This window comes from Mucilaginibacter galii (assembly GCF_014635825.1).
GTDB classification, from domain to species: Bacteria; Bacteroidota; Bacteroidia; order Sphingobacteriales; family Sphingobacteriaceae; genus Mucilaginibacter; species Mucilaginibacter galii.
Genome location: NZ_BMDO01000005.1, coordinates 176330 through 193155, shown reverse-complemented (window position 1 = coordinate 193155; position 16826 = coordinate 176330). Strand labels below are relative to the sequence as shown.

Annotated in this window: 16 protein-coding genes; 6 read left to right on the top strand and 10 right to left on the bottom strand. The window is 43.1% G+C overall.

The window, feature by feature from the left end:
* Positions 1 to 78: 78 nt before the first annotated feature.
* The 7 genes from IEV61_RS10875 to ruvX form a co-directional block, all read right to left on the bottom strand.
* A complete protein-coding gene (locus tag IEV61_RS10875) occupies positions 79 to 981 on the bottom strand; it encodes a glucosaminidase domain-containing protein (protein WP_188416533.1) in 903 nt (300 codons plus the stop codon).
* Positions 982 to 1106: 125 nt separating this feature from the next.
* Positions 1107 to 1634 (bottom strand): glucosaminidase domain-containing protein, encoded by a 528-nt coding sequence (locus tag IEV61_RS10870; RefSeq protein WP_188416531.1) that lies wholly within the window; start codon positions 1632 to 1634, stop codon positions 1107 to 1109.
* A gap of 3 nt (positions 1635 to 1637) precedes the next feature.
* Complete coding sequence (locus tag IEV61_RS10865; protein WP_188416529.1) at positions 1638 to 2276, bottom strand: O-methyltransferase; 639 nt, start codon at positions 2274 to 2276, stop codon at positions 1638 to 1640.
* Between the two features lie 54 nt (positions 2277 to 2330).
* Entirely contained in the window at positions 2331 to 3137 is an 807-nt protein-coding gene (locus tag IEV61_RS10860) for a helix-turn-helix domain-containing protein (RefSeq protein ID WP_188416527.1), read from the bottom strand.
* 202 nt (positions 3138 to 3339) lie between these two features.
* A complete protein-coding gene (locus IEV61_RS10855; protein WP_188416525.1) occupies positions 3340 to 4230 on the bottom strand; it encodes an oxidoreductase in 891 nt (296 codons plus the stop codon).
* A 124-nt stretch (positions 4231 to 4354) separates the two neighbouring features.
* Entirely contained in the window at positions 4355 to 5140 is a 786-nt protein-coding gene (locus IEV61_RS10850; RefSeq protein WP_188416523.1) for a hypothetical protein, read from the bottom strand.
* Between the two features lie 10 nt (positions 5141 to 5150).
* Complete coding sequence (ruvX, locus tag IEV61_RS10845) at positions 5151 to 5570, bottom strand: Holliday junction resolvase RuvX (protein WP_188416521.1); 420 nt, start codon at positions 5568 to 5570, stop codon at positions 5151 to 5153.
* Between the two features lie 139 nt (positions 5571 to 5709).
* Here ruvX and IEV61_RS10840 point away from each other — a divergent pair, with 139 nt between their 5' ends.
* From IEV61_RS10840 to IEV61_RS10830, 3 genes are all read left to right on the top strand, one after another.
* Positions 5710 to 6849: a DNA polymerase III subunit gene (locus IEV61_RS10840; protein ID WP_188416519.1), complete on the top strand. Its 1140-nt coding sequence runs from the start codon at positions 5710 to 5712 to the stop codon at positions 6847 to 6849.
* 8 nt (positions 6850 to 6857) lie between these two features.
* On the top strand, positions 6858 to 8435 hold the full coding sequence (ricT, locus tag IEV61_RS10835) for a regulatory iron-sulfur-containing complex subunit RicT (RefSeq protein WP_188416517.1): 1578 nt from the start codon (positions 6858 to 6860) through the stop codon (positions 8433 to 8435).
* A 167-nt stretch (positions 8436 to 8602) separates the two neighbouring features.
* A complete protein-coding gene (locus IEV61_RS10830; protein WP_229747101.1) occupies positions 8603 to 9139 on the top strand; it encodes a gliding motility lipoprotein GldH in 537 nt (178 codons plus the stop codon).
* 129 nt (positions 9140 to 9268) lie between these two features.
* Here the strand turns inward: IEV61_RS10830 and IEV61_RS10825 are convergent, their stop codons facing one another.
* The 3 genes from IEV61_RS10825 to IEV61_RS10815 all read right to left on the bottom strand — a co-directional run bounded on the left by IEV61_RS10825 (position 9269) and on the right by IEV61_RS10815 (position 13925).
* Entirely contained in the window at positions 9269 to 10702 is a 1434-nt protein-coding gene (locus IEV61_RS10825) for a DUF5977 domain-containing protein (protein ID WP_188416511.1), read from the bottom strand.
* A 70-nt stretch (positions 10703 to 10772) separates the two neighbouring features.
* A complete protein-coding gene (locus IEV61_RS10820) occupies positions 10773 to 13364 on the bottom strand; it encodes a porin family protein (RefSeq protein ID WP_188416509.1) in 2592 nt (863 codons plus the stop codon).
* A gap of 141 nt (positions 13365 to 13505) precedes the next feature.
* Complete coding sequence (locus tag IEV61_RS10815) at positions 13506 to 13925, bottom strand: hypothetical protein (RefSeq protein WP_188416507.1); 420 nt, start codon at positions 13923 to 13925, stop codon at positions 13506 to 13508.
* 128 nt (positions 13926 to 14053) lie between these two features.
* On the opposite strand from IEV61_RS10815, the gene IEV61_RS10810 reads away from it, so the two are divergent.
* From IEV61_RS10810 to IEV61_RS10800, 3 genes are all read left to right on the top strand, one after another.
* Positions 14054 to 15595, top strand: coding sequence for a YifB family Mg chelatase-like AAA ATPase (locus IEV61_RS10810; protein WP_188416505.1), 1542 nt, complete (start codon positions 14054 to 14056; stop codon positions 15593 to 15595).
* A gap of 73 nt (positions 15596 to 15668) precedes the next feature.
* Positions 15669 to 16238 carry a biliverdin-producing heme oxygenase gene (locus IEV61_RS10805; RefSeq protein WP_188416503.1) on the top strand — a complete coding sequence of 190 codons (570 nt, stop codon included), beginning with the start codon at positions 15669 to 15671 and terminating at the stop codon, positions 16236 to 16238.
* Between the two features lie 100 nt (positions 16239 to 16338).
* Positions 16339 to 16716, top strand: coding sequence for a response regulator (locus tag IEV61_RS10800; protein WP_188416501.1), 378 nt, complete (start codon positions 16339 to 16341; stop codon positions 16714 to 16716).
* Positions 16717 to 16826 lie beyond the last annotated feature (110 nt).

Sequence of the window (16826 nt, the reverse complement as noted above, 5' to 3'; positions counted from 1 at the left end):
GATGCAGAAATAACAGTTTTTTATTAAACCGGCTGCTCTTTTAACCAAATTTAACATACAGGGTTTAATTTGGTGTGCTTATTTGCCCACCACGAGCGATTGGCCTATCCGGATATTGTTATCAACCATGCTGTTCAGGGCCTTCAATTCGTCTACTGTAAGGCCAAAACGTTTGGAGATGTTATATAGTGTATCGCCCGTGGCCACGGTGTATAATTTTTGAAGAGGCGTATTGTTGATGATAGAATCTTTAGCGGCTTTACCAATGTTTTGATTGATTTGCGCCAGCACCCGGTCTTCGCGTTTAATTTTTTGCAGTTCGCCCTCGGGCCGGTCAAACTGGTCTAACTGGTATTTTACAATGGTATTGATCAACAATTGCGGGTATTTGGGATTGGTGGCATAGCCTGCTGCTTTTAACCCATAAGCCCAGCCCTCGTAATCGTTCTTATCCAGCTCAAAAAGCTTGGCATATCGCTTGCGCTTTAAAAATTCGGAGTGGTCGCGGTACGAATCTTCGGGATTGTTGTAGACCCTGAAGCAGTCGTCGGGGCGGTCGTCATCTTTAAAATAGCTGCGGCCGGTCCAGTCGCTGGTGCATTTAATACCAAAATGGTTATTGGCTACCCGCGCAAGTTCGCCGTTGCCAAACCCCGATTCAAACAGTCCCTGCGCCAGCGTAATACTTGCCGGGATGCCGTAAAGGTTCATTTCTTTAATGGCTATGGCTTTAAATCTTTCAATATATGAAGCTACAGTGTACGGAGTGAAGGTTTTGATGGTCTGCTCGTTTTCTTTTTGAACACGCTCATTATTGCGGTGCGCCTCGGGGTTGCGCTGTGGAGTGGCAGGGGTGCGGCTAACAGGTGCCGTACCACTTGGCGCGGTAATAACCACTGCCTTTTTACGGGTTGAACAAGCCGAAAGAAGCGCGGTGAGCAGCAACAGGTAAGCTATATTTTTGATGCAGGCTTTTTGCATTTAGTATTTAACTAAAAACGTCATTGCGAGGTACGAAGCAATCTCTGGGCTATGTATGGCTAATTATGCCTACTCAGGGATTACTTCGTACCTCGCAATGACGGTATGATGATTTAACTTTATATTTATTGATGCTTAGCCTCAACCTTTACGCTATCGGGCTGCTCATCGTAAGCGTTAAGCTCGTATTTGCGGATAAGGCCTAACACCTGGCTGCCCCAGGTATGGCTGCTGGCATAACCGCTGCGCTGTATACCTTTAACCCAGCTCTTATAATCGTAATGCGATAACGAGCGCGACAGGTGACTGAATTGCTTACGCTCGGTCATGATACGGGCAAAATCCTGGAACGAATCCATTGGCGAGTCGTATTGTTTATAGGAAGAGCCTGTAGCCTTGCGTCCTGTATATGATACAGGGCTTTTGCCTTTTACACCAAAATGATTGTTTTGTACACGGGCTAATTTGCTGTTTCCGCTGGCACTTTCGTGCATGGCTATAGCTAAAATAATGCTGGCGGGCACTCCGCTCTCGTGCATAATGCGAATGGCATTATCTTTGAACTTATCGATATAAGATTTAGAAGTGTTTTTTTGTGCTGATGCAGCGAATGTTGCAGAAAGCAAACAGGCAAACAGTAAGATTTTCTTCATAATTTACTTTTTTCTGATAACGAGCACGCCGTCTCGTACAGGGAGAATTATTTTCTCAACCTGTGTGTTAACAGCAATGGCGTCATTTAGTTTTCTAAAAAGTTGGGTATCGGCATCGTTGGCTTCGCCATACACCTTCCCTTTCCACAAAACATTATCAATTATTATTAAACCTCCCGGTCTTGTTTTTTCTATAATGAGCTCAAAATAAGCGAGATTGCTCTTCTTATCAGCGTCAATAAAACTAAGGTCGTAAATATTTTCGGTTAATCCAAATATAACATCCTTAGCATCACCTATATGTAGCTCTATTCGGTCTTGTACGCCGGCCAGCGCAAAATTGTTACGTAAGGTGTCTTCCAGCTCGGCCCGGGCCTCAATAGTGAGTACTTTACCACCCTCTGCCAATCCCTCTGCCAGACAAATGGTGGCATAACCGGTAAAGCTGCCCACCTCTAAAATAAGCTTAGGCTGCAGCAGTTTACTCAGCATACTTAACATACGGCCCTGATAGTGGCCGCTCAGCATGTTGGGCTTTAACTGTTTTAAATGCGTTTCGCGGTTTATTTTCCGCAGCGCCTCGGGCTCGGCGTCGCAGTGCATGTCGAGGTAAGCTTGTAGTTGCGGATCGAGGATTTCCATGCCGCAAAGTTAGGAATTTTAATTTTTGAGAAAAAAGAGGCCTTTTGCAACCCGTTAAAGCATAGACGGACCCACGCCGTACGCTTTCTTAAACGCGAATGAAAAGTGCGACAGGTCTTCGAACCCTACTTCGAGATACACGTCTGATGGCCGGCGGCCTTTTTCTTTAATGAGGTGATGGGCTTCTTTCAGGCGTTGCTGTTGCAGCCAGCGGCCGGGCGTGGTATGAAACAGCTTTTCAAAATCGCGCTTAAAGGTGGCCAAGCTGCGGCCGGTTAAATAAGCAAAGCGCTCCATGCTTACATTGAACTTGTAGTTTTTAACCATAAATGCTTCGAGGTCTATTTTACCGGGTTCGGTAAAGTCAAACAGGATGTCTTTAACCTCGGGGTTGGTTTTAAGCAAGATCAGTAAAGCTTCCTTCACTTTCAGGGCCAGCAAATCTTCATTACCCTGCTGCATAATTTGCTCGTAAGGATATAAGGATTGCAGGTAGCTTTTGTACTGCTGCGTAGGCCTGATAGGTATTACCGCCTTGTTTATATGTGTTTTGGTAACGGTGTAGCCATACTCATTACTGAACTTGTGCAACGTAGCCTGATCTAAATAGATTGATAGCGATTTATATTCACCCCCATCGGGCGGCAGCTGTTTGTAAAATTTGAGCAAATGGTTACGCTGATGCAGCCTGATATCGCCATTGGCAAAGTGCTGCTCATGCTCACCATCATTTATAGTCATGGAGCCGGCCAGCTGGAAACTCAGGATATGCTCGGGGACAAACTGCTCGCCCTCGCGGCTATGGCTGTGGTAACACGAATACAATATTTTAGGTAACGGCTGGGCCTGTAATGCGCTCATGATGATCAAATGTAATAAAAAAAGCCCCTCCCAACCCTCCCCGGGAGGGAGGGCTTTTAAGAAGCAGTTGTTTTTAAGTGCTATTTTAAATTAGCGTGTTATGCTGAGCCGGTCGAAGTATTCGCCGCTTCGCTAAATCTTCGACAGGCGCAGAATTGCAAGATCCTAAAGCCCTCCCTCCCGGGGAGGGTTTGGGAGGGGCTTACTCTACCCCTTTCAGCTTAGCATAAGCCTTACCTGCTTCGGTTTGCAGAAAGTCAATGGCATCATCGGCATCGGTAGACTGGCTTACAGGCAGCCATTTTTCAAACTCTGCCTTGCGCATTTCGCTGGCTTGCTGCAGCATGGCGCTGGCTTCGCTGCCTAATACCAGGTGTACGGGCGGTTCAGCATGTTCAGACAGGTTCACAATTGCTTTAGCCGCTTTATCTGGGTCGCCCATGGGTACAAAATTGCCTCCCTTTAAAAACTTGGTCACAAAGCCAACCGTGCCCTCGTAGCCCTCTACCACCGGTGCATAGCTCATTGATGCGCTTGCCCAATCGGTGCGAAAACCGCCCGGCTCTACGCAAGTTACATGAATACCCAAGGGCAACACCTCGCGCGAAAGCGATTCGGCGAAGCCGCCTAAACCAAATTTAGCCGCCTGGTAAATACTTAACCCCGGTGTACCAATGCGCCCGCCAATAGAGCTGATCTGTACTATGCGGCCCGACCGCTGCTGACGCATGTGGGGCAATACCGCACGGGTAATCTCAATGGGGCCATATAAATTGGTTTCCAGCTGGCTGCGCACCTGCTCGTCGGTAAAAGCTTCGGCAGCACCGGTAATACCAAAGCCGGCATTGTTCACCAATACGTCAATGCGACCAAAACGGGCAATGGTTTGCGCTACGGCCTGCTGTATCTGCTCCTTACTGGTTACATCCAGCGGCAGGGGCAATATTTGATCGGGAAACTTTTCGGTAAATTCTTGTAGCTGTTCGGGATTGCGTGCAGTGGCCGCTACCTGATAGCCTGCTGCCAAAGCAGCTTGTGTAATGCTATGGCCCAGCCCACGGGCCGAACCGGTAATAAACCAAACTTTTGTCATGTTCTTAATTATTAATGTACATTAGAAAAGTCGGTACTTAAACCAGGCGAAGCTTTGTTGCTAGGCTCAATGTTGATTTGTTGAAAAGCTCATAGAGTACTTTATAAACAAATGATAAAAATGTTTATTTAACGGGCGGAGTTATACCCTCTACCCCCATGGTATCTATTTTGACACCCGACCGCAGGCTTAAAAACTTAATGAACTCCGGCTTTCTTCCTGCATTAGTCCACCCGGGGAGGGTGTTCCAAACATATTGATCTTTAAATTGCACCAGGTAATGTGGGTCTTCTTCAAGCTTACTTCCCTCGCCGCCCGCAGAGGAGTATTCTACGTAAGTTATTTTTTGGATCTGATTAAAACTGTAACCTTTCGCCTTAGTATTCAACAAGTCGTTCACCTCTATCTTAAAGTTCCAGATCTTGATATAATAGTTGTTCAGGAAATAGATGGTTACCAGGGCTGCTACGCTAAATAATAATGCCATAGCCCCCCAAATCTTCCTGGCATCAATGCCATGAGTAAGGTTGCTGTATAGTTCATAATCGGCATACTTATCTTTTAATATCAGCCTATAAATTACCGTCATAACCGGGCCTATTAATGCAAATGCTACGATAACTCCGGGCACATACCAAGCATCATATCCGGGGAGTATTTGATATAATATTCGTGGGTTATCGTCAATTTCCCATTGATATTGCGCCATAAAAATTTGGCCGAATACCCAGGTCATCAGCGGCACAACGGTGAACAGCAAAGGCAAGCATAACCAGTCCCACTTCCTGTATTTTGCAACCAATTGCCTTTTTTGCCAGGTTGAAACATATGCTTTAGGCTTATAAGGGAAAAGAAAAGGTAAAGAACCCATCATAACTGCTGCAGCTACCTCGCCTATCCATGATGACATTGCCACGGAGTTAAAATTTAAATGCCCTACCCTCCATCCACGATTGCAGCAAAATTACCGCCGACACGGTATCTACTAAACCCTTGTCGCGCCTTCCCATTTTTTTCACCCCCCCGGCCAGTATAGCCGCCGATGCCATTTTGGAGGTAAAGCGTTCATCCAGCATTTGTACGGGTATCTCCGGGAAAGTTTTCTTCAGCAAATTCACGAACCCCCGCACATGCATGGCCGATTGCGAGGGTGTATTGTCCATTTGCTTAGGCTCACCTACTACGAAGGTTTCCACTTGCTCGGTTTGCAGGTATTTTTTCAAATAATCGATGATCTGGTTCGGGTGTATGGTTTCCAGCCCGGTGGCTATCATCTGCATAGGATCGGTCACGGCAATGCCTATGCGCTTGGTACCATAATCAAAAGCCATTATTCTCATTGAGGTGCGGGGTTTGGGGTTGCCGGTTGCGAGGGGCAAAATTCAACCACAAAGTTACTCATTTATCATATAATCAATAGGAAGACCCCGCAACTAAAAACCCCGCACCCCACAACTAAAAATTTCCTATCTTGCACCAATGCAGTTTAAAGAAATAGTAGGGCAACAGGCTGTAAAGCAACGTTTATTAAACACCGTAAAGGAGAACAGGGTAAGTCATGCCCAGTTGTTTTTAGGCCCTGAGGGGTCGGGTAGTTTGGCGTTGGCAGTGGCATATGCGCAATATTTATCGTGTGAGGATAAGCAACCCTACGATTCTTGCGGGGTATGTTCCTCATGCCGTAAGTATGAAAAATACGTTCACCCCGATCTGCATTTTTCCTACCCTTTCTTTGCATCAGACAAAAACGACACAGCCCTAAGCTTCATAGAACAATGGCGCGAAGCCCTGCTGGCCAACCCCTATTTGAGCCTGGACACATGGCGAGGTTACCTGCAGGCCGATAATAAACAGGCCAACATTAATATAGCCGAGTGTCATCAGATCCTAAAAAAATTAAGCTTGAAACCGTTCGAATCGGCTTATAAAATGTTAATACTCTGGCTGCCCGAGTACCTGGACAAGGAAGGCAATACGCTGCTCAAAATTATTGAAGAGCCGCAGCCCAATACCGTGTTCTTGCTGGTGGCTCAAAACCAGGATCAGATCCTGAATACGATTTTATCGCGTACGCAGCTGGTTAAAATACCGGCGCTGCCTTATAACGAGGTGCGGAGCTTTCTGATCAATGAAAAAGGGGTACCTGCGCAAACGGCCGAAGAAGCGGCTTACCTGAGCAACGGCAACCTGAGCGAAGCTTTAGGCATGCTTCACCAGGAAACTAAGAGCTACCACGAAGCTTTTTTAGACTGGCTTCGCAAATGCTACGGCAACAAAGGGCTGGAAATGATGAAGTTTGTAGAGGCTATTGCCAAAGCAGGCCGCGAGGGACAAAAGAACTTCATCCGCTACGGCATAAGCTATATACGCGAGTGCTGTTTAATGATGAGCGGTGCCGCCAATTTGGTGCACCTGCCCGCTGCCGAAAAAGAAACGGCACAAAAAATGGCCGCCGTAATGACGCTGGATATGGCCGAAGCTATAAGCGAAGTGCTTGAAAAAGCGCATTACGCGGTGGAACGAAATGCAAACCCTAAAATTTTGTTTTTAGATGTATCTTTGCAGATTATTAAAATATTACACTTTAAAATAATCCCGAAAGGGAATCAATATATATAAACTGAATTATGGGATGTGGAAGTTGCTCAACCGGGGGCGGATGTACACCCGCAGGCTGCAATAGTAATGGTGCATGTATGACCAATGGCTGCAGCAAGCTGGATGTATACGATTGGCTGTCGCATATGGATATGCCGTCGAATTATAAGCCTTTCCAGGTTGTCGAAATAAAATTTAAAGGATCGCGTAAGGATTTTTACCTTAACGTTGACAATATATACCTCGAAAATGGGGAACTGGTAGCGGTAGAAACCACCACCGGCGGGTACGACATTGGCCACGTATCGCTCACGGGCGAACTGGTGCGTACTCAAATGGTTAAACGCCATGTTAAAGAGGCCGATGTAACCAAGAAAATCTACCGCCGGGCTTCTGTGGCCGATGTGGATAAGTGGAAACTGGCCAAGGGACTGGAATGGGAAACCATGCACAAGGCCCGCACGCTGGCTTTAGACCTCAACTTATCCATGAAGATAAGTGATGTAGATTACCAGGGCGATAAAACTAAGGCTACCTTCTATTACACGGCCGAAGGCCGGGTTGATTTCAGGGAACTGATCAAGAAAATGGCCGAATCTTTCCGTATCCGTATCGAAATGCGGCAGATAGGCATGCGCCAAGAAGCCAGCCGTTTAGGTGGTATAGGTTCATGCGGTCGCGAGTTGTGCTGCTCTACCTGGTTAACCGATTTTAAAACGGTTTCTACCTCGGCGGCACGCTACCAAAACCTGTCGTTAAACACGCTGAAACTGGCCGGACAATGCGGTAAACTCAAATGCTGCTTAAACTACGAGCTGGATGGTTACATGGATGCGTTAAAACACATCCCCGATAATGTGAACTATCTGCGTACCCAAAAAGGCGATGCCCGTTTGCAAAAAACCGACATATTTAAACGCCTGATGTGGTTTAGCTACCCCGGTGCCGAAAACTGGATCCCGATTGAAATTACCCGTGTGAAGGAAATTCAGCGCATGAATAAGGAGGGCATCTTGCCTGAAGATTTGGGCGAAGCGGCCGAAATAACAACACCGGAAACTAAGAAACTTGATTACGAAAACGTGGTTGGTCAGGATAGCTTAACCCGCCTTGACGACCGCAGCCGTAACCGCAATAACCGCAACGATAATAACCGTAACGACCGTAACCGCAATAAAAAGCCGGGCACTGGCCAGCAACCGCAGCAACGCGCCGATGGCGAACGTACCGACCGTGGCGAACGCAAACCACAGCAACCAGGCCAGCAACGCCCAGAAGGCACCGAGCGCCCCGTGCGTGGCGAACGCAGACCACAACAACCTGGTCAGCAGCGTACCGAAGGCGACAGTACCAGTAGGGGCGAAAACAAACCTCCGCAGCAAAACAGGCCTAAGCAAAATAACCCGCCCCGCCCTAAACCGGCACCGGGAACCGATGCACCTGAAGGATTGAACGCAGCGCCGCCGGCCGATGGCAGTACAGGAACAGAAGGTGGCGATGCCCCGGTTAAACGCAATAACAACCGAAGGCACCGTGGCAACCGTAACCGCGGCAATAACCCTAATAACCCAAACAATAACCAGCAACCACCAGCCCCGCAGGCATGAAGTTAAAAAGCTGTTTGGATATAATTTGCCCTTACGTTTCGAATTTTCAGGAAACTTCAGGGTGGAATATAAATATTATATAAGCTGTCAGTCTGAGCTTGTCGAAGACTTAGTAAAGCGTACAAGTCTTCGACAAGCTCAGACTGACATTGGAGATTTTATTTGGCATGGATAACTCTAATAAGAAACGTTATAGCATGGGCAGTCTGTTTATCGGTATAAGAACTGCTACCCATAAAGCCTGGTTGATACTTGCTATTACAGCTTTTGCGCTGTTAACCGGCTGTACCGACCCTAACCGTATTATAGACGAAAACACGTCTATCGTAAACCATAACTGGAGTTACGGCAACAAGGTAAAATACAATGTGGATATTCAGGATCCATCCGTTGGCTATAACCTGTACTTAAATGTACGGGTTACGGCCAATTATAAATACTCCAACATGTTTGTGCTGGTATACCAAAGCGGCGGCGCCTTCAAAAAAACCACCGCTACCCGTTACGAAATTAAACTGGCCTCGCCCACCGGCGAATGGTTGGGTAAAGGCTCGGGCAGTATGTACAGCTACCAGGTATCCTTCAAAACCAATTACCATTTCTCCGCCAAAGGCAAATACCACTTCGAAATTGAACAAAACATGCGCGATAATCCGCTCAGGGCGGTAAGCGATGTGGGGTTACGGGTGGAGAAGGCGGAGTAGTTAGTGGTGCGGTGATAACACCGACCACAGGCTGAAATGCTATATGTATTCTTGTAGTGAGCTAAATTATCTTAAACAAAAAGAGACTGTGGTAAAATCACAGTCTCTTTCCAAATATGTGAACTAACTTTAAAAAGTTGAAACCGCATTAATAACTATTGATCTTGTACCATCCATTGTAGGATTTGCAGTTACATTGGTTAGCCTATACTTCCCTCCACTTGGAAAAGTGAAATTAATAGCTTCAGTTGCTAAGGTTTGCCCCGCTGGTAAAATTGCAGTAAACGATGCGGAACCTATAACACCAGATTGCGAATTATAAAATATTACGCCTCCTGTTATTTCTACATCAACTGAGTAAGCTGTTTTAGCCTTTAACGTAATTGAAGTTACCTGTGGTTGTCCAGGTGAAGAAAAACCCCTTCCGCAAGTAACAGTAATTGCATCACCAACCGGATTAGTTGGTGTAGTGGGTTTTTGACACAGTGTATATCCTGTAATTTCTCCGTTAAAATCTATAAAATATATTCTATCATAATTTCCATCAGTTGTTGGAGAATACAGGCCCTTGTAGTAGCCAGAAGCAGCCTTTGTAGTTCCCGTAGATGCAGTGTAAGCAATTATTCCGGTAGATGCTCCTGCGCCTGCTGGTATGGTAGAAAGGTCGGGGTTATGTAAAAAAATTGGTGCTGTTACCTCTCCGGTGGCATCGCAGGCACTGTTTCTTTTTGTAGTTAAATAGCCGTTCCTTATCTCAATACATTCGGTGTTGCTATTTGCATAGTTTTGACCCTCTACATTTAAATATTGAGTGGCAAATACATTTGCTTCAGCTACAGAATTGAAAGAAGTCTTCGCTCGTGCAGGAATGGAAAACGTAACAGCCGGACCAGGTTCATACGTGGAAGGGCAGTTGTTTTTAGTAAAGGTACCAGACATTGCATCGCTATAATATAAAAGCTTGCAAGTACGATTAGCATTAGCTAAGGTTTGTCCGTTAGCCGCTAAATCGGCATCTGCCTTTGCATTAGCTTCGGCTAAAGTCTTCTCTTTGTATTTATTAGCTGGTACAGTGTAAGTATATGGTTCTGATCCATATCCTGAGCCACAACTTTTGTAGTATGTGCCGGATTTGGCCTCATTACCAATCAATGCATGTTCTACAATCACTATTACAGGGATGTTTAGAGTTACAGGAGAAAGTCCTGTTAAAGAATTAATATTACAGCTGACATAAAATTTCACTGTACCATCTGTTAGTTGAGTACCATTTGTAAGTTTACACTTAAAAGACGTTTGCAAAATATTAGAACCATTATAGTTCTTAACATCAGTAAATGGCCCTCCGTCAATTTCTCCTTCAGCAGGCTTGGGACTAACTTCTATTGGGCGTAAAAAATTAGGATTTAAGGATCCAATGAATGCAGTAATATTTTCTCCGCTTGCATTAACAGTAAATTCTTCTCCCGAAGCAACTGTACTTTTGCTTGGAGTTAGCGTAATTTGTGAAAAGCTTGTTAAAGCAATTAGGATTAAACTAAAAAGTAATAAGATTTTTTTCATAGGTTTAATTTTTTTATTTGACTATAAATGTCTATAAAAAAAAATTGGGATACAAGCCCTTATGATAATATTACTTAATATTATTTAACTTATAACTTAATCCTAAAAGAAAGTAAGTACTTAAATTAGAATATCTAACTGTTTGAGTAAAAGATGGCCCGAAATTATTAAATTGATAGTTAAAGGAATTAAATATATCATTTGCTTTAAACCAAACAACGCCATATTTTTTCAAAATCTTTTTTCTTATTTCTGAACTTACAGCCCAGGTAAGATTTTTGTTGCTTATGCCGCCTATCACATTTACAAATGGAAATATTCCAACTTCGAAGTTTGCTAAATTAATTGAATACTTATCACTATAGCTAAAATTGACTGACGATTGTACCGAATTATTATAAATGTACCGGCTATATGCAAAAGTTAATGAAGGAGATACGATGAATTTATTTGATTTTATGCTACGTGTAGTTGATATTGTTTGAGTTAAAGTTGCACCGTTGGTTTGTTGCCTTGCCATATTAACTACATTAGGCAATTCATTATAATTAAAGTTAATGTTGTAATTGAACGAGCCAATTTTAGGAAAAGTTTTAACTACAAGCATCATTATATTGCCAGCTTTGGCATGGCCAACATTGTCAATAATAATACGTTGAACCTCATTCGGCATAATAATAGAGTTAAATCCGAAACGTGAAGTATAGTAATTTATTTCTGTAGAAAAGGAAATTTTTAATGAATCAGATTTAGAATAATTATAATTGAAACTCAAACGATGCTGGGATTCAGGTTTCAATTCAATATTACCACTAATTCTCGAAATTAAATCATATGATGTATTAATATTTGTCAGCTGGTTAATATTGGGGTAATTAGGCTTCAAATTATAAAGTAAAGAAAAATTTCTATTTGAATTTTTTCGATAATCAAACTTAAGGTTGATATCCAGATTTAGCAATCTCGGACGATTTTGGTAGTTAATGTTCCGACTAAGAGAAATTGCATTAACAATTCCATCAAATGATGTTTTATGAAAAGTTTTTTGCAGATCAAAGCCTAATTGTAAGTAATTATTAGTTAGTCTTTGTATAGTAGTAGGAATCTGCGAATTCGAACTTGTTCCAGTGTTAGACGAGTAATACAAAACATCTTTTTTATAGAATCCGTTAAACTTCATAAAGCTATCCTCATTCAGCGGTTCTGTAAACGAGCTTACTATGCTATAACCCTTTTTTTCAGCGTAGTTGCTACCATTAATTAAACTGTTATTTTGGGTTTCTGAATTGCTTGATACCTCACCTACCCCATAATGGATTAAGTCATTATCGAAAGTAGCCTGCAATAATCGTCCTGCTTTATAAAATCTTTTATTGAAAACTAAATGAGATGATATTAGTCTATTATAAGAATCCCTTTCTTTTAAAACAAGTGATTGCTTAGTTGATTGTACTGACTGTATATAATAAGATAGGCTATCAAAAAGATTATTATTAGAATAATTGAAATTTGTACTATATAATATTGAGTTCAATGAATCTAGCCTGTAATTAAGCTTTAGTTCAATATTATCAATTTTCAGAAGTTTGTTTAATGAAGAACTACGGGTTGTCGATACCTGATTTATTATTTTTTCTGTACGCTCTGACTCATAAAAAAAATCTCTGTTTTCCTGACTTACTTTACTCTGAAAATTTACATCTATCTTTTTACTTAATACATTTCTGTATGTAAAAAGTAAATATTTGTTAGTTGAATTATTTCCGCCAGCGGAAAATCCAAGCGTAGGCTCTCCTAAACTCTCTTGTATACCTATATTATTGGCACTTCCTACTAATGATATTTGTTGCTGTTTTCTATATGTATAAATATCAAAGTTATACATATGCCTCTTTTTGGTCCCTAAGCCATTCGTAATGCTTCCAAATTTCCCTTTGTTATACTTTTCCTTGATTTTCAGATTAACCTTGATTTCAGGAGACAATAGCGTCGTATTCGTAATACTATCAATATTGGTTTCTGTAACTTCAATATTATCAAGTATTAATGCCGGTATCTTATCATAAACTTTCAAGTTGTTTTTCCCAAAAAATTCGCTGCCATTAACAACTATCTCTGATACGAGCTTCCCTTTATAATATAATTGGCCATTACTGCCTTTATACAACCCTTTTTGCGCAAATATGTCATCAATCATTACCGACCTTTCAAATACTTGATCGGACATTGGAATAACAGTAGTATCTCTGTAACGTTTACGTGCTTTAACCAAAACCTCCTTTAAATTGATGGGTTTTGGCTTTATTTCAATGTCGCCTAATAGGCGAACGCCCTCCTCTTTATTAAATTTAAAATCCTTAACAGGAATGATCAGGTCATAATAGTTTATACCTGTGACCTTCAACATGCTGTTTTCATTCCAAAATTTTGATGGAATAACAAATGAGCCATCTAAGTTTGTAATAACACTAAATAAAAGATTCTTTCCTTGGTAAACTTCTAATACTGCGTTTGGAACCTTGTTCCGGGTTTCAAAATCGATAACCTTACCTGCTAAATTGGGATTTTGTTGGGCCTTACTAATAGATAATGTGATGAAAAGAAGAAAAAGTAATGTTAGAGCTTTCTTGTAATTAAAGGTTAATACTGTTACTTTTTTCACTAACTAAAAGTAGTAAAGAAAGTTGAATGTTCACAAAGATCAATTGCGATGAGATCTACCTAAATATCTCAAATTAAAATACTATCAGAATATACTTATCAACGGTTTGAAGAACTTTTTAGCACCAATCGCTTCTATTTGCTAACCCCGGGCTTCATCAGTCCTCAATTCGCCCACACCTTTCAACTTATAAAACCATATCCCGGCCACAATAGTTACGCCATAAGGCCAAAACAATACAGTAGCTCCGCTATTATCGGCAAAGCTGAAAGCGTTTAAAACCCAAAACGGGGCATAGGTAAGTACTATGCCAATGATGGTTAGCCATATTTTTACATCCTTAACATTGTTTTTACGGTGCACCAAGTAATGGCAAAGCATCCCTAAAATAAGGAGGCTCGGTACGGATAACGCCCCGCCCCACATGAGCATCAACGGTACCAGCTCGGCATCGGGAGGTGAGTTTTCTGCCCACGACATGTATAGCGATACTATTACGGGCGACAGGATAACACTGGTTAACCAAACGCTAAGCACATAAAATAGTACACTGGTTTTCATAGGCGATAAATAAGGCTAAAGTAAACACAACATACCAACGGCGTTTAAGTGTTTGGCCGAGTTTACATTGCTTGCGGCATTTATGCAATAATTAATATCTTTAAAGCTTCATTCATAACCCTGATAACTTGTTAGTAAAAACTTTCGGCAGCGCGGTTTACGGTATTGAAGCTACCACCATTACCGTGGAGGTGAACATTGCTGCCGGTACCAAATATTTCATCGTAGGCCTGCCCGATGTAGCCATTAAAGAAAGCTATTTCCGCATAGAATCGGCCCTCAAGAACTGCAACTACAAAATGCCACGCCAGCAGGTGGTGGTCAATATGGCCCCTGCCGATATCCGCAAGGAGGGTTCGGCATACGATCTTACCATTGCCACGGCCGTACTGGCTGCCAGTGGCCAGCTGCAAAGCGACGAGCTGGAAAAGTACATCATCATGGGTGAGCTATCGTTAGACGGCGGCTTGCAGCCCATTAAAGGCGCATTACCCATTGCCATCCAGGCCCGTAAAGAAGGTTTTAAAGGCTTCATCCTCCCCAAACAAAACGCCCGCGAAGCCGCCATTGTAAACGACCTGGAGGTTTACGGTATAGAGAACATTAAAGAGGTAGTCGACTTTTTTAGCGGCGACACCACGCTCGAAAGAACATTGGTTAATACCCGCGAGGAGTTTTATAACAGCCTGTGCAATTACGCCAGCGATTTTAGCGAAGTAAAAGGCCAGGAGAACATTAAGCGGGCATTGGAGATAGCCGCGGCAGGCGGACACAACGTAATATTGATCGGTCCGCCGGGAGCAGGGAAAACAATGCTGGCCAAGCGCATGCCCTCTATTATGCCACCCCTGAGTTTACAGGAATCGTTAGAAACTACCAAGATACACTCCGTTGCCGGCAAACTGGCCGCGGCCGATGCTTTGGTAACCACGCGGCCGTTCCGGTCGCCTCACCATACCATTAGCGACGTAGCTTTGGTGGGCGGTGGTGGCAACCCGCAGCCCGGCGAAATATCGCTGGCGCACAACGGCGTTTTGTTTTTAGATGAATTACCCGAGTTTAAACGCACTGTGCTGGAGGTTATGCGCCAGCCGCTGGAAGAGCGCCGGGTGACCATATCGCGTGCCCGGTTTACGGTCGACTACCCATCCAGCTTCATGCTGGTAGCCAGCATGAACCCCTGCCCTTGCGGCTATTATAATCACCCTGAGAAAGATTGCGTTTGTCCGCCGGGCGTGGTTCAAAAATACCTGAGTAAGGTATCGGGACCGCTGTTAGACCGTATAGACCTGCATGTGGAAGTTACACCGGTTAATTTTAACGAACTAACCTCCGAACGCATAGCCGAAAAGAGTGAAGCCATCCGCGACCGCGTGATCAAAGCCCGCGATATACAAATTGCCCGCTTCGGCAACGAAACCGATATGCATGCCAATGCGCAGATGACCACCAAGGTGCTACGCGAGGTTTGCAAGATCAGCGATGCAGGGCAAAACCTGCTAAAAAAAGCCATGGAAAAACTGGGTCTTTCGGCACGGGCTTATGACCGCATTTTGAAAGTTGCCCGCACCATTGCCGACCTTGCCGGCAGCCCCGATATACAGATCGAACACCTGGCCGAGGCCATCCAGTTCCGCAGTTTAGACCGCGAAGGATGGGCAGGTAATTAAATCTAATTTTTTGAACTTTTTTAACGATTATTTGCGGTTTAACAAACTTTTATAAACATCTATCTACCCAAAAATGCTCGCCGATTTATTAAAAAAAGACACCTTAAGCAATCATCAGCAATTAGAAAAAATACTGGTTGCCCGCATGAAAGCTATCCGCAGCAAGCAAGATTATATTGATCTGCTGCAACTGTTTTACAGCTACTTCGGCGGCCTGGAAAAATTAATTGACCGGTACCTTGATAAAAGCATTTTCCCTGATTATGATCAGCGCCGCAAATCGGCCTCCCTGGCACATGATATTAATATATTAGGCGGCACACTGCAAAACTTAGCTACAGGTTCAGCATTACCTGCTATCAGCAATACTTTACAGGCCATGGCAGCGCTTTATGTGATAGAGGGATCTACTCTGGGTGGCAGGTTCATTAGTAAAATGATAGCTCAACAGCTTCATTTAACCGATAACGCAGGTTTATCATTTTTTAACAGTTACGGCGATAATACCGAAACCATGTGGAATATCTTTAAAGAGGCCTTAGATAAACAAGGTACCTCTTCACAGGAAAATGAAGAAGTTGTTACCACCGCCAACTATACTTTTGCACGGTTTAAAGACTGGGCCCAACGTACTTTGGCTTAACTTTTAACGCCCGCTTTTGATTAAATTAGTTAATAATTTTATAAATAATTAAAATTCAAACTCAAAATATATTGTAAGTTTGTATTACACATAATACCCTATGGATAACACTTATGCAAAGAAGATCGTCATTTTTGATGATGACGAAGATATCTTGTCTATTTGCGCATATATTTTAGAGGAACAAGGCTGGGAAGTACACACTTTTACAGACTGCAATAATATCACTGAAAAAGTATCACCAATAATGCCTGTAGTTATTTTAATGGATAACTGGATACCCGATGTTGGCGGTATAGTGGCTACGCAAACACTTAAAAAAGACGAAAATTTAAAAAGTATACCGGTAGTTTACTTTTCGGCTAATAGCGATATACAGTTACTGGCCGATCAGGCCGGCGCCGAAACTTACTTGGCCAAACCTTTTGACCTGGAAGAACTGGAGAAGACCATTAATGATGTATTGCAAAGAGCATAGCATCTTTCAAACCCTACAAAAAGCCTTCAGGAATAATTCGGGAGGCTTTTTGCTTTTAGGCAATTTGTACAAGGCCAACGCATTACTTATCTTAGCTTTGCCCCTAACAC